The 20,912-nt window shown below is 55.8% G+C and carries 15 protein-coding genes; 10 read left to right on the forward strand and 5 right to left on the reverse strand.

The window, feature by feature from the left end; translation table 11 throughout:
* The first annotated feature begins 23 nt into the window (after window positions 1–23).
* On the forward strand, window positions 24–3,107 hold the full coding sequence (locus OLTU_RS25020) for an FG-GAP-like repeat-containing protein (protein WP_141735464.1): 3,084 nt from the start codon (window positions 24–26) through the stop codon (window positions 3,105–3,107).
* A gap of 31 nt (window positions 3,108–3,138) precedes the next feature.
* Here OLTU_RS25020 and OLTU_RS25025 read toward each other — a convergent pair whose 3' ends face one another.
* Genes OLTU_RS25025 through OLTU_RS25035 form a run of 3 tightly spaced genes read right to left on the reverse strand, consistent with a single transcriptional unit; the run spans window position 3,139 to window position 6,090 of the window.
* Complete coding sequence (locus OLTU_RS25025) at window positions 3,139–4,929, reverse strand: Lnb N-terminal periplasmic domain-containing protein (RefSeq protein WP_141735465.1); 1,791 nt, start codon at window positions 4,927–4,929, stop codon at window positions 3,139–3,141.
* 1 nt (window position 4,930) lies between these two features.
* Entirely contained in the window at window positions 4,931–5,413 is a 483-nt protein-coding gene (locus OLTU_RS25030; protein WP_141735466.1) for a DUF3015 family protein, read from the reverse strand.
* 56 nt (window positions 5,414–5,469) lie between these two features.
* Window positions 5,470–6,090 (reverse strand): exopolysaccharide biosynthesis protein, encoded by a 621-nt coding sequence (locus OLTU_RS25035; protein WP_141735467.1) that lies wholly within the window; start codon window positions 6,088–6,090, stop codon window positions 5,470–5,472.
* Window positions 6,091–6,335: 245 nt separating this feature from the next.
* Here OLTU_RS25035 and htpX point away from each other — a divergent pair, with 245 nt between their 5' ends.
* The 6 genes from htpX (at window position 6,336) to OLTU_RS25065 (ending at window position 11,438) form a co-directional block, all read left to right on the forward strand.
* Entirely contained in the window at window positions 6,336–7,250 is a 915-nt protein-coding gene (gene htpX / locus OLTU_RS25040; protein WP_141735468.1) for a protease HtpX, read from the forward strand.
* A 20-nt stretch (window positions 7,251–7,270) separates the two neighbouring features.
* Window positions 7,271–8,299 carry a TerC family protein gene (locus tag OLTU_RS25045; RefSeq protein ID WP_141735469.1) on the forward strand — a complete coding sequence of 343 codons (1,029 nt, stop codon included), beginning with the start codon at window positions 7,271–7,273 and terminating at the stop codon, window positions 8,297–8,299.
* 250 nt (window positions 8,300–8,549) lie between these two features.
* Window positions 8,550–9,146: a hypothetical protein gene (locus OLTU_RS25050; RefSeq protein ID WP_141735470.1), complete on the forward strand. Its 597-nt coding sequence runs from the start codon at window positions 8,550–8,552 to the stop codon at window positions 9,144–9,146.
* A 99-nt stretch (window positions 9,147–9,245) separates the two neighbouring features.
* Complete coding sequence (locus OLTU_RS25055; protein WP_218110251.1) at window positions 9,246–9,614, forward strand: phage holin family protein; 369 nt, start codon at window positions 9,246–9,248, stop codon at window positions 9,612–9,614.
* 142 nt (window positions 9,615–9,756) lie between these two features.
* A complete protein-coding gene (locus tag OLTU_RS25060) occupies window positions 9,757–10,812 on the forward strand; it encodes a sterol desaturase family protein (RefSeq protein WP_141735471.1) in 1,056 nt (351 codons plus the stop codon).
* 2 nt (window positions 10,813–10,814) lie between these two features.
* Entirely contained in the window at window positions 10,815–11,438 is a 624-nt protein-coding gene (locus OLTU_RS25065; RefSeq protein ID WP_245676881.1) for a Pr6Pr family membrane protein, read from the forward strand.
* Here the strand turns inward: OLTU_RS25065 and OLTU_RS25070 are convergent.
* Window positions 11,425–12,312 (reverse strand): S1 family peptidase, encoded by an 888-nt coding sequence (locus OLTU_RS25070; protein ID WP_176736939.1) that lies wholly within the window; start codon window positions 12,310–12,312, stop codon window positions 11,425–11,427. The genes OLTU_RS25065 and OLTU_RS25070 overlap by 14 nt on opposite strands.
* A gap of 55 nt (window positions 12,313–12,367) precedes the next feature.
* Here OLTU_RS25070 and OLTU_RS25075 point away from each other — a divergent pair, with 55 nt between their 5' ends.
* Window positions 12,368–12,697, forward strand: coding sequence for an Mpo1-like protein (locus OLTU_RS25075; protein WP_141735474.1), 330 nt, complete (start codon window positions 12,368–12,370; stop codon window positions 12,695–12,697).
* Here OLTU_RS25075 and OLTU_RS25080 read toward each other — a convergent pair.
* Window positions 12,617–14,140, reverse strand: coding sequence for a S1 family peptidase (locus OLTU_RS25080; protein WP_141735475.1), 1,524 nt, complete (start codon window positions 14,138–14,140; stop codon window positions 12,617–12,619). The genes OLTU_RS25075 and OLTU_RS25080 overlap by 81 nt on opposite strands.
* Window positions 14,141–14,297: 157 nt before the next feature.
* Here OLTU_RS25080 and acs point away from each other — a divergent pair, with 157 nt between their 5' ends.
* Entirely contained in the window at window positions 14,298–16,277 is a 1,980-nt protein-coding gene (gene acs, locus OLTU_RS25085; protein WP_141735476.1) for an acetate--CoA ligase, read from the forward strand.
* A 250-nt stretch (window positions 16,278–16,527) separates the two neighbouring features.
* Window positions 16,528–20,904, forward strand: coding sequence for a hypothetical protein (locus OLTU_RS25090; RefSeq protein WP_141735477.1), 4,377 nt, complete (start codon window positions 16,528–16,530; stop codon window positions 20,902–20,904).
* Window positions 20,905–20,912: the final 8 nt, after the last annotated feature.

Below are 20,912 nucleotides of genomic sequence, written 5' to 3' on the forward strand. Positions count from 1 at the left end.
CTCAAAGCTTAGGAGACTCAACCGTGCTAACACACAGGATACGCTTTATCCTGGCCACGCTCGCTGTGGTCACTCTCGTCGTGACTTTTGGGTATTTTTCCCGCTATCCGGACCTGAACAACAAGGCCGTGGTCGCGGAAAATCACAGTGTGGCCGACACCATTTCCATGTGGCCCATTCTCAAAGTCACAGCCACCGATCCCATGTGGAAAAAAATTGCTTACACCACGGTGAACTGGACGAATGACAACAAGAAGGGCATGGCCTTTGGTATTACCCTGGCGGCCTTGCTCTCCTGCTGGTTGAGCTATCTTCAATTCAATCCAGGTGGTCGCTTCCGCAGCGCCTTTTATGGGATGATACTCGGTTCTCCGCTCGGTGTTTGCGTGAACTGTGCGGCTCCGGTGTTTAAGGGCGCGCTGCGATCCCGTCGCATCGAGATGGCTTTGGCGTTGATGTTCGCCTCGCCCACCTTGAATGTGGTGGTTTTGACGATGGCGTTTTCCCTGCTGCCGTTTTACATGGCTGTGACCAAGATCGTTTTCAACCTGGCGATCATCATGCTCGGCGTGCCGCTGCTGGCCCGCTGGCTCAAGGATGCTCCGGTCAAGGATTTACAGGAACTCGAAACCCGCCTCGCCACAGAATCCTGCGCCGTGCCGGTGAAGGAGTCCTTTTTTGGGTCCGTAATCGGCCTGCTCAAGGATTTTTGGAAACAGCTCAGCACCATCTTTATTCGCACCGCACCGCTCATGCTGGTGGCTGGATTTCTCGGGGCTTCTCTGAGCCACCTCGTGCCTCTGGATGCCCTGCAAGGACAGGGTGGGTTCATTCCCATGGTCATCGCGGCCACAGTAGGTTTGATTCTTCCCGTGCCGATGGCCTTTGATGTGGTCTTGACCAATGCCCTTTTCTCGGCCGGCCTGCCCCAGAATGTCGCCATGGTTCTCCTGCTCAGCCTCGGCGTTTACAGCTTTTATTCCTTCATGATCACCTGGCAGAGTGCCTCCCGGCGCTGGGCGCTTTATATTGCGGGCGGTCTTTGGATGTTGATCATTCCGATCGGCCTGCTTTCTCCCGTTCTGCATGAAAAATTCTATATGGACCCCAATATCGAAGACTTCCGCGCCCTGACCGCCGCATCATCCGGTACAACGAGCAGTCAGGCAACCGCGTCGCTGGCAGCCAAGGCTGAACCGGGTCGTCCTCTGCCGCCTATGGAAGAGATCAGGGTGGGTGACACCACTCTGCAGCGCATGCCCTTCTTTCCCAAACAGGGTGACTCTGGAAAATTTGTTCAGCATGAAGGCCCCGAGCTGGGTCTGAAGCGCGGTTTCATGTATACGATGCGCGATTATCCGGATCCCTTCTGGGTGGGTCGTGGAACCGCTGCGGGTGACTTTGATAAGGACGGTTGGGTGGATGTGGCTCTTGGCAGCGACCAGGGCCCCTTGCTCTATCGCAACGTCGGTGGCCGCTTTGTCGAAGTGCCTTTGACGATTCCAGCCCTTCAGGGTGCCCGCGTTTTCGGAGTGGCGTTCGTCGACCTTGACAGTGACACCTGGCCGGATCTTTTCCTCACCACATTCCATCGCGGCAATCATTGGATCCGTAACAACCAGGGGCAATTTGAAACGACCGCCTCGCCCGTTCCCAACGGGGATGGTGTGCTGACGGTGGCGCCGGCCTTTGCTGATCTCAACGGGGATGGTCGCATTGATATTTTCAACGGCAACATGGTTCTTGGAATCGCCACCGGTTTCCGGGCCTACGGCAACGGCCGTAAAAACGGGATCACCTGGAACCAGCCGGATGGTTTTGTCTTCGAAGCTCTGCAGGGTGTGGATGATGGCGAAACCATGGCCTCCCTCGTCAGTGACATCAATGGGGATGGTTTCCTCGATCTCTATGAGAACAATGACTTTGTGGTTCCAGATTATCTGTATTTTGGCAGCAGGAATGGTCTGCGCCGCCTGAAGGCTCCCGGCATTACCGGCTTCCCCACACCCTATTTTTCGATGTCCGTGGATACGGCGGATATCAACAACGATCTCCGCATGGATCTTCTGATCACAGGAACCATCGCCGCGAGCCAGGATCTCGGTGATCAGGCGATCGACGGCGTTCAGGCGGTCGACTACAAAAAGGCCAAGGACAAGGTGGAATACTGTGATCGCATCCAGGATCCTGATTACCGGCTCAACTGTCAGCGCAACCGTCGCGCGGATCATTTGATTCCCTTCCATCGCATCAAGAATCTCAATGTCCGCGACTGTCTGAAGATCGAGGACGCGGATCAACGTGATTCCTGTCTTCTGAGCATGATGTGGATGATCGTCACCAACAACGATGAACAATGCGATTGCGAGGAGCGCTATGGCTTCGATCCTCGCGTGCTCGAAGTGTGTCAGCTGATGCGGAAAGCCGGCGCCTTTTACAAGCGCGAACAGTATGCGCAGGAAGCCCCCCAGACGGACCGGGCCATCCTTTATATGGGTCAGCCGGATGGCGGTCTGGGCCAGGTCGGCAAGGATCGTTTCAATCATCCGGGCGGCTGGACCTGGTCTTCACGTTTTGTGGATCTGGATAACGACGGCTGGGTGGATATCTTCAATGCGGAAGGTGCTGTCCGCATGGGTGAGTTCGGCTGGAATGTTTACATGCATAACGAGAACGGGCGCTTTGTGCAGAAGCAGTTCAGCGCAGGGCTGACCAATGACTTCAACCTCTTCTCCTTCGTTATGATCGACTATGATCACGATGGTGATCTGGATATCATCGGCAACGGCTCGGAAGGTCCGGTTCAGGTCTATGAAAACCAAAGTGCAGGCGCGCATCATAGCATCGCCTTTGCCTTGAACAGCAAAAGCGGCAACACCGCAAACCTGAATGCCCGCGTGATCGTGCATCCCAAGTCAGGGCCGGCTCAGATTCGGGAAATCAAGGCTGGCGGTGGCTATCAGAGCGTGGACGCGCCCTGGCTTTACTTTGGCCTGGGTCAGGAATCCGAAGTGACCAAAGTCGAAGTGCAGTGGCCGAATGGCAGCAAGCAGGAGATTCAGGGTCCGCTTCAGGCGAATGCCCTGTATCGCATCGAAGGTCCTTGATCACAAAGGGCCGCGGCTTCGGCTGCGGCCTTTAAAAAAACTGCCCCACACCCGCCAGGGTTTGCCAGCTTTCCTCCCGCACCAATCGCCATTCCAGCTGCCAGCGACGATTGAGACTCCACCTTTGTTCCCAGGTCCAATCCCAACGCAATCCCTGCGATGTTGCCTGCGCCTTGCGGGGCCGAATTTCCAAAAGCTGACGCCACCGCGCGGTCCAGGCCTGGTACCAGCCCAGGCGCATCTCAGCCTCGATTCCGGTTATGGTAAGATTCATCCCCGGCAAAACATAAAAGAGCGAGCGATCCGCAGCCCATTCCCAGGCCAGACCATAGCCGCCGCGGCAATGCGGGCGTGGACCTTCCGCCTCCTTGTGCAGACCGCACGACACCGCCCAGCTTCCGGCCGGGGCCACGCGTTCAAACGGCGTCAGAGACATCAGGTCGAAGATCTCCAGGTTATAATCAGGGTTCGGCTCGCCTTCCGCCTGCCAAAGACGCAAATCAAAAAAATTGATGTGGTAATAAGGATTGAAACCCTGCGGCTCATCCAGAAGGTCATGCAGTCCCCAGCGCAAACGCAGCGCGAGCAGCGACGCGGTCTGATCCCGTCCGGCCAGCAAACTGAACTTATGCAGCCCATGCGCCAGGAGCGGATTGTTGCCTGCCCGGGTGCGATCCGTGGTCTGTAACGTGGAAGCCGGAAGGCGGGATCGTGCGAGCAGAATCTGATCCTCCTGGGCCCGCAATTCAATCTGCTCCGCGGGTTCCAGGCCGGCCTTTTTCAGGTTGAGCTGATGCATGATGGTATCGAGCAGCCGCGGATCATCCGCCACGGCCACAGAATCGCCAGTCTGTCGCCAGTCCAAAAATTTTTCCTGCTGCTCCGCATTCAAATGCCGCCAATGGTCATCAAAGATCCGCTTCTGGGACGGCCAGAACGCATCCCGGGACGGCCCCACCACCTCCGCCACCGTTTGCATGACCGCCTGGGGCAAAACAAGCCCAGGAATGCGATCCCGCAGATTCCAGTTCGGACGCACAGCCTCCAGAATTTCGAGCAGCATCGTCGAGCAGTTCACATGCGTGAAATAGTAAGGGGACGAGGCCCGATGGATCAGCTCCCAGACATGAGCCAAAAACAACTCCCGTTCCATCGGACTCAAGTGAATTTCCAGTTCCCAAAGATCGCGATTCTCGGCATAGGCATAGGTATTCACAAGCTCGTAATAAGGCTGCAGAACAAAGAACCCGGGATAACCGCCGAAGAGCCCGTGGACCATATACGACACCGGATCATCCTCGGGATCGTGGCGGGCCAGAAAACCGATTCCATAGTCGAGCAGAGGCAGACCGGACTCAGCCTGATCCTCCGGCATGGGCTCATGCAGATTCAGCTTTAAAATATTATGCCCCAGCACCGAGGCAGGATTGCCGGCATAGGCCGTGGAATAAACAAGGCTGAGCGAATGAAACGAAAGACCCTTCTTCCATTCCACATAATCAGGGCAGGGAGCAGCGGGCCAGGTCTGTCCGGAAAGTTTTTGATAAAGCAGAACGCGGGCTGGAAAGCGACAGGCGATGGTCTTCTGCGCCGCGGGATCCCAGGTTCCGGCCAGGGTCTTCCATTCAGCCTCGGGGTCCCTGGCCCCTGCGGAGCTCAGAAAAAATTCAGGGGAGGTGATGCTGCTCAATAAGGAACCCGACCAGGTGCTTTGATAGTGCAGAAGACGCAACCAGGACGGGTGAAGGCCCGGCGCAGAGGTCTGCGCCCTGGCGATCGAAGCCATGAGGAACAGCAGCACACATGCGGAACGCAGTCCCATATCAGGAGCAGGAGGATTGCAGCGCCGGCGAGGTCTGGATCATCCGCGCGGTCGATTCCACCAAGGCATCCGGTTGAATGGTCAGATAGAGTTCCTTTTCAAAGGCGGCCTGCATCTGTCCTGCAAGGTTATTGCGCCCCAGAGCATCGCAACCAAAGGTGGCGAGATAGGCATCAAGGTGACGACCGTGGCCGCGCGCCATGTCCTGACGCAGGATATCATAGCTGCGGGTGGCAAAATGCAGGCTGCGCTGATGCGCTTCGACCAGCGAGTGTTTGGCGCAATTCGAGGTTCCCAAGGTCATGCCCAGGGTTGAGACCGGAAACAGCACTCCATTGGTGATGGCCCGTCCGATCGATGAAACCATGGAATTCTGCTTCAGAATGTACCAGCCTGGGCCGCAGCCGCTGCTGCCATCGGCCGCCTGGACGGAACCGCTGGCCACGAGGATAGAAAGGGCAAAGAAAGCTGCTGATAAGCGCATGGCATCTCCTTCAACACAAAAAGCTTTGCATTGATTGTAGCAAATGCCATGCAGGCTTAGAAGCCAACGCGCAGAATCTGCAGGATGGCCTCATAACCGAGAAACGGAATCAGGGCAAATAATGCCGCGTTGAACGCAAACAGCAGATAGCCCAACACCAGAAGAAGACCATCGCCTTCCAGCAAAGCGACGGAGAGACAAACGATGGCGGCGGCCGGAGGCGCATTGGTGCCTGGAGGCAGCGGCAAGGCCAGCAGGGCACCACAGCCTGTGATCATGACTCCAGCGGCGGCCTTGAAAACCGAATTTTTATGAATCCAGTGATAGCGCGGCCGGATGAACCTTTCGATCTTTTGCAGGAACCGACGGGCTGCCCGACAGAAGCGGCGCAGCATATCCTCAGGAATCCGCCGATGCACCCATTTTTGTGGGAGCCAGGGTTTCCAACCCGTGCTGAGACTGAAGCCAAAGATCACGATCAAAATACCAAATGGAATCGACAGCCCTGGCATCGGGATGGGCAAAAGGAAAGGCCCGGCCAGGAGTAAAGTCAGCATGGCCTCGCCACGCCCGTGAATGTGGTCGAGGATCCGCTGCAGCGTAATGCTGCCGTGATCGCAGAGATCCTCGATTTCCTGAAACTCGCGGGAAAGGCTGTGGGCGTCATGTCCATTCAAGGAAAAAGCTCCGCTTCAAGGTGATCGCAGGCGGGAGAGCCTGCGGGGACCTATCATTAAATCAGGGCGCATGATGGGCGATTAAGAGGGGTAATGCCTTGATTTTATTTAAGAAAATATTTCATATTCTATTGTTAAAAACGAATAATAATCTCGATTTTATCCATTTTTAGAATAACCATCGGCTGCCGTAAAGATGGAGATTGCACTGCTGTATGCGCAGTCGCACACAACGGGAGATGTCTATGCAATGGTTTAAACGAATTGGTCTGTTCTTTCTATTAAACATGCTCATTGTGATCAGTCTTTCTGTGATTGCCAACGTGTTTGGCCTGAACCGTTATCTGACGGCCCAGGGACTGGATATGAGCGCGCTGGCGGTATTCTGCCTCGTCTGGGGTATGGGTGGTGCCTTTATTTCCCTGGCGCTTTCACGCGTCATGGCCAAGTGGATGATGGGCGTCAAAGTCATTCCGGATAATACCTATGACCAGCGTCTCATCGAGCTGAAGCAGCTGGTTCATACACTGGCGCGGCAAGCTGGACTGACCACCATGCCGGAAGTTGGTATCTATGAATCCCCTGATATGAATGCTTTCGCAACAGGCCCAACCAAATCGCGGGCGCTGGTCGCTGTGTCGACCGGTCTTCTGCACAGCATGAACCAGCGCGAAGTGCGTGGTGTGCTGGCCCATGAGGTCTCGCACATCGCCAACGGTGATATGGTGACGATGACCCTCCTCCAGGGTGTGGTGAACGCCTTTGTGATGTTCCTGGCCCGTATCATCGCTTACGCTGCCGCTCAATTTTTCCGTGGCGATGAAGAGGAAGCGCCCTCGATGGGCATTTTCTTTGTGACCCAGATCGTCCTTGAGATCATGTTCATGATTCTCGGTTCGATGCTGATCGCTGCGTTTTCCCGCTGGCGGGAATACCGGGCTGATGCAGGGGCGGCGCGCCTGGGTGGTCGCGAGAACATGATCGCGGCCTTGGAAGCTCTGAAACGTAACATGATGTTGCCCGAGCCGCAGCAGGCAACAGCCGCGGTGCAGACCATGAAAATCGAAGGCGGCCGCAACTCGGGCCTGATGCGCTTTTTTGCAAGCCACCCGTCGCTCGATGATCGTATCGCCCGTCTGCGGAATCAGCGGGCTGCCTAAGACAAGAAAGGATTCGCGTCATGGCTCTCTTTCCGATCGCTGAATACTGGTGGCTGTACCTGCTCTTTCTGGGCTTTGTCGGCCTCATGATTGTGCTGGACCTCGGTGTCTTTCACCGCAAGGCTCATCGCATTTCCATGAGAGAAGCCGGTATTTGGACGGTCGTGTGGATTTCCCTGGCTCTCCTTTTCAACTGGGGGCTGCTGCATTACTCAGCCCACATTTTTGCCAATAACGAGCGTTTGATGGCCATCCCGGGTTTTAATCCCGTGCTGGCCTCCCAACAGGTCAGTCTGGAATTTTTAACCGGCTATGTGGTTGAAAAAGCCCTGGCCGTCGATAACATCTTCGTCTTTATTGTGATCTTCAGTTACTTCGGCATTCCAACGCAGTACCAGCACCGCATCCTCTTTTACGGGATTCTGGGGGCTCTTTTCTTCCGCGGTATTTTCATCGCGGTCGGTTCGGTGCTCATGACCTGGCATGCGGTGGTGGTCATCTTTGGTGTGCTGCTGCTCTTCACCGGTTTGAAAATGCTCTTCACACCGGACAAGGAAGTGGACCCGGAGAAAAATCCCCTCCTGCGGCTGGTGCGGCGCGTGATGCCGGTGACCTCAACCATCCAGGGGCCCAAATTCTTTGTGCGGGAGAACGGGGTTCTGATGGCTACGCCGCTCTTCCTTTGCCTGGTGTTCCTGGAATTCTCGGATGTGATCTTCGCGGTGGATTCCATCCCGGCTATCTTTGCCATCACCAAAGAGCCGTTCATCGTGTTCACCTCCAATATCTTTGCCATCCTGGGCCTCAGGTCGATGTATTTCCTTTTGGCCAACGTGATGCACAAGTTCCATTACCTGAAACATGGTTTGGCTTTTGTTCTGATGTTCGTGGGCCTGAAAATGGTCTGGCTGAATGAGGCGTTCGATGGGAAATTTCCGATTTCCTGGTCGCTCGGTATCATCTGCGGCATCCTGATGGTTTCCGTTATCGCTTCGCTGCTTTTGAAGCCTCACAGCAAAGAGAGCAGCACAAAAGTACCATCCGCCTGAACCCTACAACAAAGTCAGGCATCTTCCAAACTTTTGCCCCCCGTGGTTCGCGGACCTGGGGGGCATTTTTCTTGACAGCCGGCGGCTAGAGTTCAGACGTTCCCGCCCCAACCTGCCGAAAGAATTTGAAAAGAATTGCTAAGATCGGATCCTGAAAAGGTTTTTCCAGCCTCCGCAAGCCCCTGTTTTCAGCGAACAAAGGCCCGAAAATTGCATATTAATCAAACACACAGTTTAGGGAGGCACACACATGCGCATCACCGCGCTCTCCATCATGCTGTCCGCGGGGCTCTTGTCAGCCTGTGGCAGCGCCGGTTTTCTTGGAAAAAACAGCTCCGGAGGCGCCGATCAGTCGGCCTTGATCGGGAATCCAGGGGACGCCTTGGATCCCAATGTCGTGGGTCCCGATTCCGTTGAAGGCGGAAGCGTGGTTTTGGAACCGCCCACGGAAAAGGAAAAGGAATCGATTGCCAACTGCTCGAAAGCCTGGGGGAAGGAACCTCCCGTAAGTTTTGAAAAGGTTCGCAAGATTTATGCAAACGTCAGCGTCGGCAGCAGCGGCGTCACGCTTCAGGATAAAGCCCAGACGACCGGGGCTTCCCTCACCCTGCTCTATGCGGGTGTGAATGTCGGCGGCAGCCCGATCTGGGAGCTGACCAACCCCAACGGCTGGTACTGCATCGTGGTGACGGTGAACGTGAAAACAGATCTCACCGTGCGACTGGCTCAGACGGGTCATCTTGCCGACAGCAAGGTCGCTGTGAATGTTGGATCCAAGACCGAAGGGGAAGCCGTCAGCGCCATTGGAGTCAACGTTGGCAGCAATGTAACGGTGGAACGCATATAATCCGGACGGGCCGGGCATCCCCGGTCCAAAAGGCATCTTTACAAATTCTCCGTAACGCAGGAATGTCAGGGCTGGTCCCGCTTTTGAGGAGCTTCCACCATGCGCCTGTCTGAAACAACTCTGATCCACAGCCTGATTATCTGGCTGTTGAACGCCGCGGCCCTGATGGTCACCGCCAATGTCATCAAGGGGATGCATGTCAACGGCTTTACGTCCGCCCTGCTGGCGGCGCTGGTTCTGGCGGTTGCCAATCACTTCCTGTTGCCCATCCTCACGTTCCTGACGCTGCCGCTAACCGTGGTAACCCTGGGTATCTTCTGGTTTGTGCTTTACGGAGCCATGCTGAAAATTTCGGCGGCGCTGATCCCTGGCTTTACCATCAATGGCTGGCTGCCGGCGATCATCGGATCGATCGTGCTGACGATTATTCAATGGCTGTTCCGCGCGACCTTTGAAACGTTTGCCTAGGTCCTGCGGGTTTCCCAAGCCGGGGCGGGTGGCGGCCTTCCGGCGGGCAAAATCCACCCTGCATGATTTTAGGGAGGGAATTGCGCTACAATAAGGAGGGGCGGTGTTGTCTGCTCTGCTAACTCAAGCTTGAGGCGCTGCGATGAATGTCATTCTTTATTCCATCCCGTTCTTTATCCTGGCGATGGTGATTGAGTTTTATTATTCCCGAGCGAAAAATCTGCCCTACTATCGTTTGAACGATTCCCTCTCCAACCTCGGCGCCGGCCTTTTTCAGCAGGCCCTGGCTTTTATACCCGCGGCCCTGGTCCTGGCTGCTTATCCCGTTGTTTATGACAATTGGTCCCTGTCCTTCTTTAAGGGAAAGAATGATCTTCTCACGTATGCGATCTGCCTCGTTCTGGTCGACTTTCTGTATTACTGGGCCCATCGCATGTATCACCGCACAGGTCTCGGCTGGACAGGGCACATTGTGCATCATCAGAGCGAGGAGTATAACCTCTCGGTTGCCCTGCGGCAGAGCTGGCTTCAGGGCTTTCACGGGATTCCCTTCTTAATCGTGCCGGCCTTTCTCGGCTTTGATGCGGTCGTGGCGCTCACCTGCAGCGCGATCAATACCGTCTATCAGTTCTGGATTCACACCAAAGCCATTGATAAATGCCCGCGCTGGTTCGAGGCCATCTTCAATACGCCTTCGCATCATCGGGTCCATCACGGCCGCAATCCACAATACATCGATAAGAATTATGCCGGCTCCTTGATGATCTGGGATCGACTCTTTGGAACGTTCGAACCGGAAAAGGAGGAGGTCGTTTACGGCATCACCCAGCCGACCCAGTCCTGGAATCCTCTGGTGGCACAATTCGGACCCTGGGCTCAGCTCATCAAAAAAGGTCGTGGCAAGGGTTTCTGGCTGAACGTCAAATACAATATCATGCCCCCCGGTTGGAATGAAGTGGATGGCGATCAGGTGCCGGCCTTTATCCCAAGGGAAAAATACGATCCCCAGGTCAGCACGAGTCGGAAGCGCCTGTCCTTCGGAGCCTTCTCCGTGTCGCTGATTCTGCTCCTCGCGCTTATGCTGATGGGCCAGGAACAAGTGACAGCCGTTCACGTGGTTCTCGTTGCCAGCATCATCGGCCTTCTGCTTTATAGCGGCTGGTGCCTGGAACCTTCGACTCAGGATAAATCATCTTGAATATGCTAAGGGTTTTCCGCCCCACGTTAAGCCTGCTCATCCTCGTCGCGGTGATGATCCTGCTGGACCACCTCGTGGAAGCTCATAATTATTCCGTATTCAATTTCTTCTGCTTCTTCACCAATCAGAGCAATCTGCTGGTTGCTCTGTTCTTTCTGGTGGACGGTTTCCTGCGCTGGCGCGGCCGGCCGCTGACACGCAGCGTTTATGATCGGACCCGCGGGGCTCTGATTCTTTATATGTCCATGACGACCAGCATCTACTGGCTCTTTCTGCACCATCTGATCCAATTCACATCCCCGGTCGCCGCCCTGGCCAACAGTTTCCTTCACTCGGGCGCACTCGCCTTCCTGCTGATCGACTGGTTCTGGGATCGACCGCAGACGCGCCTGAACAAACGCTTTTTTCTGGTCTGGCTGATCTATCCCGTGCTCTACGGAGTCATGATCATGGCGCTCGGCACGGCACGCTCCTGGTACCCTTATCCTTTTCTCAATATCGTGAAGCTGGGTGCAGGAAAATGGGCCATGTGGAACGGAATCATGGCCGTGGGGATTGGATGCTGGGCTGTGTTCATCATTCTTCTGAACAACAAACTGCAGCGGGATGAGCTTAGAACTCGGTGAGCTTGTAACTCGCACCGCGGCGTCCGGAACGAACGGCGCTCATGGCCTGTTCGATCCAGCCCTTGTAGGGTGCTATCAGGGTATCCACCGACAAACCGGCCTCACAGGCATCCGGTCCAGTTGAAACCAACGCGAAAACGCGCATAATGCCCCCTTCGTCGATAAAATCCGGCCCCCCACTGTCACCCGAACAGGAACCATGCCGCTCATCAGCGGTCAGAACCACCATCCCGGCTTCCGGGAAGGACTTCACATAAGTCATGGGAATTTTCCGCAGGATGTTGTTTTTCCCGCGACAGATGGTGGTGGTGCAGCCATAACCCGCCGTGGTGATTTCACCGTTCACCAGATCGGCATTGACACCAGCCAGAGGCGCCGGCTGATAGGTATCCGGAATGCGATCATCCACATAGGCCAGGGCAATATCATAAAGCGGTCGGCCAGGGCTGACGAGGTCCTCGGGGTTTGCGGCATCCACGATTTTACGATCATAGGCGTCGCCTTTTTCCTGGCTGTATTCCGAGTGCACGGCAATACGGCGAATCTTCAGGAGCGGCTGCTGCTTATTACTCAGCCTGGGGTTGTAGGCCGTGTTGAAGAGGGCATAGGCGCGGCGCTCCTTGTCATTGAAACAGTGAGCGGCGGTCAAGAGTATGTCGCGGGCCAGCACCACGGCAGTACAGTATTGACCAACATCAGGATCCGGATCCATAATCGACACCGTATGCGAGGCAATCGGATCGTCGGGGTCCACCCTCTGGCCATTGACAATTTTCCCGGACGAATCTTCGCCGAGATGTTTGCAGGCCTGGGTCAACACCAGCATGAGGATGGACAGAATGAGTCCTCCCTGCTGAGCCTGATGCCTCTGCATGCGTCTTCCTCCGCAATGGATCATATTTGTTCTAATGTTTTATCATGGAGGGTCCATGAAAGAGAAACGAATTACCAGCTTCGCTGAATTTTGGCCTTTTTACATGAGCCAGCATGCGGACCCGCGCTGTCGTGCGCTGCATTATGCGGGTACTGTGATCTCGGCAGGCCTTTTGATCGGCGGGATCGTCAGTGGAAATGGTCTACTCTGTTTGGCCGCGATCCCCGCAGGTTATGGCCCGGCGTGGATTGGCCACTTTCTGATCGAGAAAAATAGACCAGCGACGTTTCAGTATCCTTTTTATTCACTGGCTGCGGATTACGTCATGGCCTTTCGCTTTATCACGGGACGGCTGGGTCCGCATATTCCGGTCGGGAACCGCTGAAGCATCCTGGGCCGTGACCTCATAGGCGAAGATCGGTCCTGGATTCCCCGCATGATCCTCACCCTGCACACAGATGCGGGCCGGCAGATCCTTGCTCGCGATAGGGATGGGAATTCGGCGATAGGGGCTCAGCGGCAGGCTTTCGCACTGCGTGCTCGCCAGGGGTCCGTGTCCGACACGATAGAAGGAAAGCTCCGGCACCTGAAAGATGGGTTCATAACGAAGCCCGGTCTCAAGGCCGAAGATGGACAGCTGCGGTTTCAACGTCGGTGGCCGGGTGTCAATGCTGAGCACAACCACAGTCGGGAAGCGTTCATCGGCATCCGGCTTTTGCAGACAAAGCAGGTACACACCGTTATCCTGCGGCAGCTCGCTCGCAGGCAGGGGCTCCGCGCGGTAATCATTATCATCGCGACAGTCGACCTCACCCACCGCTCCGAACTTCCAAATCGCACCCGGTGCCTTCACCTGCCAGGAGATGGGCTTCCCATTCTGATCCACAGGTCGCGTCGGAATAAATGGTGCGGCCTCATAGGCGATCGCGTCCGGGGATGGCAGAGGGCAAGCGGAACCAAACGTAACTGTTCCCTGATGGAAACAGTCCTGCAGATCCAGGACCGGAATCGCATAGTTTTTATTGGCCACCATGAAGGCACCAGGTCGTTGCAATTCACAGGGATTGCCAAGATAACAGCTGTCGCTGATACCCGTCGCACTGGTTGTATTGATCACAGCATAGACAGCACCTTGCGCATCGAGAACGGGTGATCCACTGCTGCCTTCGCGGATATCAGCGCAGCTGTTGCGATGCGTATCAAACCAGGTCCAGTACCATTCCACGAGCGACACCCGGGTTTCCTCGACACAATGCGCCTCACGAAGAAACTGCTCCTCCTGCGGAAAATCGCCGAGAGGCACACCGACGGTGCGGATGGGACTGCCGGAACGGGGAGCCCGTGTCGCGATGGGCAAAGGTTTGAGTCCCAGCTTCTCCAGTTCGGCCCAGCTGATTTTCAACTCCAGCAGAGCCAGGTCCACCGATTTCATGCTGGCATAAACGATCGATTGAATGCCGATGGTGCGACGGGCATCCGGCGTATCCACAAAATAATTCAGAATGAGTTTCCAATCCGCAGGGGCCGGCCGCCCGGTCCAGACCTCATAGGTGGTCGCCCGATCGCTATAGGGCATGACGCAATGACCATTGGTCACGACCAGGGCGGATGCCTCGGCTTTGGCATCAGCGGGTTTCCAAAGAAAAGCGGTACAGCTCATGGCGGCCTCGAGTCGACCGACAGACGCGAGAGCCTGATGGGTGCCCTGAGCATTTTTCAGCAGAACAGATGGCTCAGGAAAGCCACCTTCCTCATTCTGAAATTTGGAACTATAGGATGTTTGACAGGCAAACAGGGCGATGACAATCAGGAGTGTACAACGATGCATGAGAGATCCCCAGCCAGCGAGAAGGTCCGCGGATGTTCTAGCACAAGGCCACAGGCCCGTCGCATGGCAAGTTGACCAGACGAGTGTTGTTCGACAAAGCTACAGTTATTCGCTAAAGTCTCGGCGAAACAATCCCATGATTCAGCACGGGGGTCTTATGACTGACAGTCGCGCAAAAACGATTACCAGTGTTTTGCAGGAAGAACGCAGCTTTTTGCCCAGCAAGGAGTTTCAGGCCCGGGCAAGAATATCATCACTCGCTCAGTATGAAGAATTAAGGCAGGAGGCCAGTCGGGATCCCGAGGCATTCTGGGCAAAAAAAGCCCGCGAGTATCTACAATGGCAGAAGGATTTTACCCAGGTTCTGGACTGGCAGGAGCCGCATGCGAAATGGTTTGGTGATGGCCAACTGAATGCCTCGGTCAACTGTCTGGACCGGCATGTAGAGGCCGGCCGGGGTCAAAAAACAGCGATCCTCTGGGAAGGCGAACCCGGCGACACAAGACGCATCACCTACGCTGAACTTTTGCAGGATGTCTGTCGCTTTGCCAACGCTCTCAAGGAGCTCGGCATTCGCAAGGGCGATCGCGTGATGATCTATATGCCCATGGTGCCGGAAACGGTGGTCGCGATGCTGGCCTGTGCCCGCATTGGAGCGCCTCACAGTCTGGTCTTCGGCGGTTTCAGCGCCGAAGCTCTGGCCAGCCGCAGCAATGATGCGAAGGCCAAACTCATGATCACGGCCGATGGCAATTATCGTCGTGGCTCGGTCGTGCCTTTAAAAAACAATGTGGATGAAGCTCTGCGGCACGCGCCGACGATTGAAAACGTCATCGTCTTGCAGAGGACCGGGAAGGACCAGCAGGGAACCTGGAACAAGGAACGTGAGCATGACTGGCACGAGCTGATGCAAAAGCAAAGTGATATCTGCCCACCGGAAGAACTCGACAGCGAGCATCCTCTTTTTCTGCTCTACACCTCGGGCAGCACAGGACAGCCCAAAGGCATTCTGCATACCACCGCCGGTTACCTTCTGGGCTGTGCCTATACCTTTGCGGAAACCTTTGATTATCGCGACGATGATGTCTACTGGTGCACCGCGGATGTCGGCTGGGTGACGGGTCACTCCTATGTTGTTTATGGTCCCCTGGCCAACGCCGCGACCGTCGTGATTTATGAAGGTGCCCCGAATTATCCGGATCCCTCACGCTTCTGGCAGATTATCGAGAAATACAAGGTCACCATTTTCTATACGGCGCCGACGGCGATCCGGTCCTTTATCAAGTGGGGCGATGAATTCGTCGAGAAACAAGATCTCTCCTCGCTGCGCCTGCTGGGAACCGTGGGCGAACCGATCAACCCGGAAGCCTGGATGTGGTATCGCCAAAAAATTGGTCAGGACCGCTGTCCGATCGTCGATACCTGGTGGCAAACAGAAACCGGCTGCATCATGATCGCTCCCTTCCCAGGAGCCACACCCACCCGCCCCGGGACGGCCACGCGGCCCTTCTTCGGCATCGAAGCGGATGTGGTCGATCATGATGGCAATCCTGTTCCGGATAATACCGGTGGTTTCCTCGTCATTAAAAAACCCTGGCCGAGCATGCTGCGGACCATTTATGGGGATGATGAACGCTATCGCAAGCAGTACTGGTCGCATATCCCGGGCATGTATTTTACCGGTGACGGCGCGCGGCGTGATGAGCATGGAAATTTTTGGATCATGGGTCGCATCGATGATGTGCTTAATGTTTCCGGTCATCGTCTGTCGACCATGGAAATTGAAAGCGCCCTGGTGAGTCACAGCTCGGTTGCGGAAGCGGCCGTCGTCGGGCGACCGGATGCCATCAAAGGGGAATCCATTGCGTGCTTTGTGACCCTGGAAGGCAAAACGCAACCCACGCCTGAGCTTAAAACGGAATTGATTCAGCATGTCGTCCGGCATATCGGGGCTCTGGCCCGACCGGATGACATTCGCTTTACGGAGTCCTTGCCGAAGACCCGTTCCGGCAAGATCATGCGGCGTCTTTTGCGCGACATTGCAGCTGGACGTCAATCAAACGGGGATATGACCACACTCGAGGACTTCAGCGTTTTGGAACGCCTGCGACACTCGGAAGAACAGGAATCCGTCTGAACCCACCATGGAGCGGAGAGCCGTGCCTCTCCCTCGTTCCCGCCTTTCGCATTTTTGCAGTCTCATCATCCCCGGCATACGAGAGTGCACCAGCAAGGTCTTGAAGACACAAATCATTCACTGACATTGCGCCTCATTCCACGAACTCAGCGCATCTTATGGCTTTGCAGCCTTTACATAAAAATGGACGCGCTCCATCATTCCTGCTAATAGGATTAGCCAGATTAATATCAAGGAATAAGCGGTGATCATGAGTATCTCCCGGACATACTGCATTACGCTGATGTTAAGCCTGGTGTTGGGTCTGTTCTGCGCCTGTCAAAAGGCCACATTATCCCGGGCCCCGGAGCCTCAGAATAAGAGCCAGGAGGCGCTGGCGGCCTGCGAGGATCTCAACCTTGCGCGGGATGCCGCCTGGACAGCGACCTTTTTGCAGCAGTTTGTGCGCTGTGCGGCGATTCAAAATAATGATCAGCAGGAAAGTTTTGTTCATACGCTGCATCTGATCGAAGCCATGGGTCTGGAGCGTTTGCAGCGGACCATGGATTGGCTTCTCATGCAGCCGCAGGGCGCGGCACCGAATGCTGTGTATCCCAACCTGAGTGCACTTATCACACTGATGGATCGCGGACGTCATGATGAACGCGGCCTGCCCCTGACGGGAACAGAGGCGCGTTGGGATTCCCTGCAAACGTCCCTGAGTGCCCTCCGTCCCCGGCCTTTTCTTGAGTTTTTGATGGCGCTCGAGGGCGCGGATGCGCTCGATGATTTTATTCATGAGCTCATGACCTGGAGTGATGCGCTGCCGCAGGGATCTCTGGCCGGTCTTACACATAAGGTCCTGACGGATGCCACCGTTCGCCATGATCTGCAGAGTCTGCAGCGGGCGACCATCGACGATCCCTTTTTTGCAGCCCATCTGCAGAAGCTATGGAAACCGCGTTTTTATCCATGGAAAGGGGCATCCGCCGAAGATCAGGAGCCACGATCCCTGTTTGGGCATGCTCTGGATTTTTGGTCGCGCGCTTCCCTGGACGAACAGAAGCGCTGGGCTCATGGCGTCGGTGCTGTTTTGCGCATGGGCCTGGAAACGCAAAAGGATGAACTTCTGCGGCGCACGCAGGATCTTTATGATCTCTTTCGCTCCTATGCTTTAAGGCAGCCGCAGTTCCTCAGCGATCTGCGGGCCCTTCTACAGCAGGCTCTCGACACCCGCCTTCAGGATCTGGAACCGGCCATGAAAGGTCTGAATCAGATCAAGGACAATCCCAGCTACCGGGATGCTTTTGAAGAAAAAGCGGGGTCCACCTATCTGCACGAACTGGTCGAGGATTTTCTGTGGGAGGGCGGACGTCTGCAAAGCTGCTCCATGGATTTTGTCGGGATGAAGGCGCAGCCTGAACTCGACGATCCCCGGGCGATCCTCCAGCCGCTTTTGACTCCGCAGGCCGCCTGCTCGGGGCGGATCCCGCTGCTCCTTTATCTCGATGAAACACTCGGTTTGAATTGTCGAACGGGTGTGTGCGGACAGAACTGGATGCATGAGCCCAGTCCTGTCGCAGCCGCTGATCTGAAAAAACTCGGGGCCTTCGCCTGGCATTGGCTGGAAATGGAGCTGCGGGCGGATCCCTATCGCTTGAAAAATCGGCAGCTGGCCTATGGTCCCATCACCGGGGAAACCCTGGAGCAGCTCAAGGGATTCTGGCAGGAGCATCAGCCTGCGAGTGTGGAAGAGCTTGTTCAGTTTGATGAACGCCTCAGTCAGGACCCGCGTTTTGCGGCGCTTTTGAAAAAGGATTTTCTGGAGTCCTGGTATGGTCTGGTCCTGCAAAAATTGAATACGCTCTCCGATGAATTCCGTGATATCTGGCCGGATGTCAGAAATCCTGAAGGCTGGTATCAGAAAAGCAGTGACATTAAACTTCTGCGTGCGGGGCTCGGGCTTTATGCCTTCGGAACCGTGGACGGTGCAGCGGCGCGCGCTCTGCCGTTGGAGGAGGTCTGGCGCAAACTGGAAGCGGATCTGCCCCGGGTGATCACGGCAGCCGACTTCAGTCAGATGCTGAGTCCGATTCGGGAACTGGCGGGGCAGATCAAAAACGCGCCGGTGTCCATCAAACCGGAATTGGAAAAAATAACAGTGGAATGGCCCGGCAGTATCACGTTGCATCAGGCCTTTCTGCCGAACGGTCAGCTGGCTGATGAGGTGCAGCCCTATCCACTCGCCCGCCTGACACGCGAAGGAGCGGATGGCTGGATGATGATGGCGCGTTATCGCGATCAGTTGCCGCTGCTGACCGCCGCGGCGGATCCGGGTCGGGCCACGGCTCTGGAGGCCTGGATCAACGAGAGTTATTTGCCGCTTTGGGCTGAGGCCTTGCAAAAGGAGTTGGGGGTATCGGAGGATGGGGCAGCATCATCGGATCCGTCAGTATCCGTGGATCCCGCACCCTGGGAATTCTTTGAAACCAATCCCCTGTCGCATGCAGACCTGCGTATTCTGACTCTCTTTGGGGCACAGAACTGGTTGGGCGTGCAGCCCCGTCTGCCGGCTGATACAAAAATTGCGAGTCTGCCGGCGGCGCCTGTATTCAGCAAGGATCGTGCGCCGCAGGCTTTCCTCGGTGTGCCCGTGCTGGCTGGATCGCAGCAAACCTGGGCGGGATTCTGGGCCTTTGATAGCGGATTCTTTACCGGACCTGCTGGCTTGAAAGAACTTCTGGAACGACTGCCCCGTGATGCCGCCGCTGTGAAACAGGAATTTTTGCAGGCGGCTCAAAATTCCCAGGTTTTGACTCAGGGTCGTTTGAATATCATTGACCGCGACAAACTCAGCGGGACGCAGAAACTCCTCCTGCAGCTCCAGTCCGTGAGTTCCCTTTATCAGTCCCGAGGACAGCAGCGCCTTGTGCCGGCGGTGGGCTTTGATGCTTTCTGCGCTCAGGGTCAAGGTGTGGGGGAATGTCCGTTTACGGTGAATTCCTTCGCCAGCTGGCGCCATTTTCTGGAAGAACGAATCCTGGATCATTACTGTCCATTTGTCAGCGGCTCTGTGTTCAGTGCCGCCTTTCAAAAGCAGTGGCGTGAGGCTCTCGGTTTTCAAGACAGCCCCGCTCAGCTCGCCCAACTCTGTGCCGGGCATGCGTCCTTGAAGACCGCGAGCTTTCCCGCCTCTGTCTGGGAACGGAATGTCCTGAGCCTTTTGCATATGGGCCGTAATCCGCGCCTCAAGCCTTCACTGCAGCAGCTGCCCGAGGCCATCCGCCGTGTGAAAATTCAATCGGTTTCTGGTGCCTATCAAAAATTCGTGCGTTTCCATGCGCTCGCCCCACTTTGGATTCCCACCGCCAATGCACGGCTGCAGCATCGGGAAGGTGTTTACACGGCATTCCGCTGGAACGCCCCGGGATTGATTGATCATGTGCTGGCGGCTTACAACCATGAAGTCGGGGATAAGGTTTTTACGGACGCCCTGAAAAAACTGGGCCGCCTTTCCCATGATGGCGGGAATCCGGTGTTTGATCTCATCAGTACCGTGACGGAAGCCTATGCGGAGAGTGTCAAGGCTGAGGAAACGACGCCGACCTTTATTTTGCGGCTGGCGGACCGCATCAGCCGGGATCCCCAGCTCATTCAAACGACCAGTCGTCTGCTGGAAAAGCCCGAGGATCCCTTCGCGGGAATCCTCCTGGCCTATACGTTCCCTCAGGCGATGAAAGTGGGTGTGTTTGAAGATTTCGCCTGGGATCATCCGAGCTATAAACTCATGCGCCTTGCGTTTCAACCAGAGAACAGAAGACTGATGCTCGGGCTGGTGGCGGCGTTTGATCGCCTGTCTCCCAGACTTTGGAAAATTTATCAGGATGCCGCGTCCGTTCAACCGGATCGTGCGACGATGGCCCGCGATCTGGAAAAACTTTTACGTTTTGCAGCCGATGCGATTCTGAGCGCGGATGGCGCCGGTGAATTGTCCCGCCTGTGGCAGGATCTTTTCCAGAAGCGTTTGAGTGATGAGGCGCTGGCGTCCGTGATTCGGCTGACCCATCAGCTCCGGGAGCCTCTGGTGGATCTGAATAATACCTGGCAGCCTCCCCTGTTGGAAAAACTCGATGACGTGCTGCATGGCACGATCACAGGTCTCCTGCGCATAATCCCCTGGCTGGAGAAACTTCCAGCGGACCAAAGTTTTGACCTGATGCTCAACGCCTGGCGCGGCATGTCAGCAGGACTTTATGCACAGAATGGAACCGAACTCTGGCATCTTCTGCAGGACAGAAGGCTTGGCGTGGGAGACCAGGGCATTCTTGCAACTCAGTTGCGGGATCCTGCGCTGCGGGCTGATCTCCGCTTGATTCTTAAATCGCTTTGGTCCCTTGAAGCCGAATGGGTGCTGGCAGCCCTGGATGAATGGGAAGACCTCGCTCGGTCCACGCAGAAGGTTTTGCATTATTTCGAACGCAACGTGCAGTGGCGGGGTCCCGGGGCTGTCAGTTATCAGTATTTCATTAAAACACTGGATCTTCAGATGCAGGATGGTCAAAGACTTCTGCGGGAGCAGCTCAATCTCTTCCGCAACTGGTTGCAGCCTGAAACATGCACGAGGGGGAATACAGAATGCCAGGAATGATGCGCCAC

Source organism: Oligoflexus tunisiensis, from assembly GCF_001748245.1.
Taxonomy (GTDB): domain Bacteria; phylum Bdellovibrionota_B; class Oligoflexia; order Oligoflexales; family Oligoflexaceae; genus Oligoflexus; species Oligoflexus tunisiensis.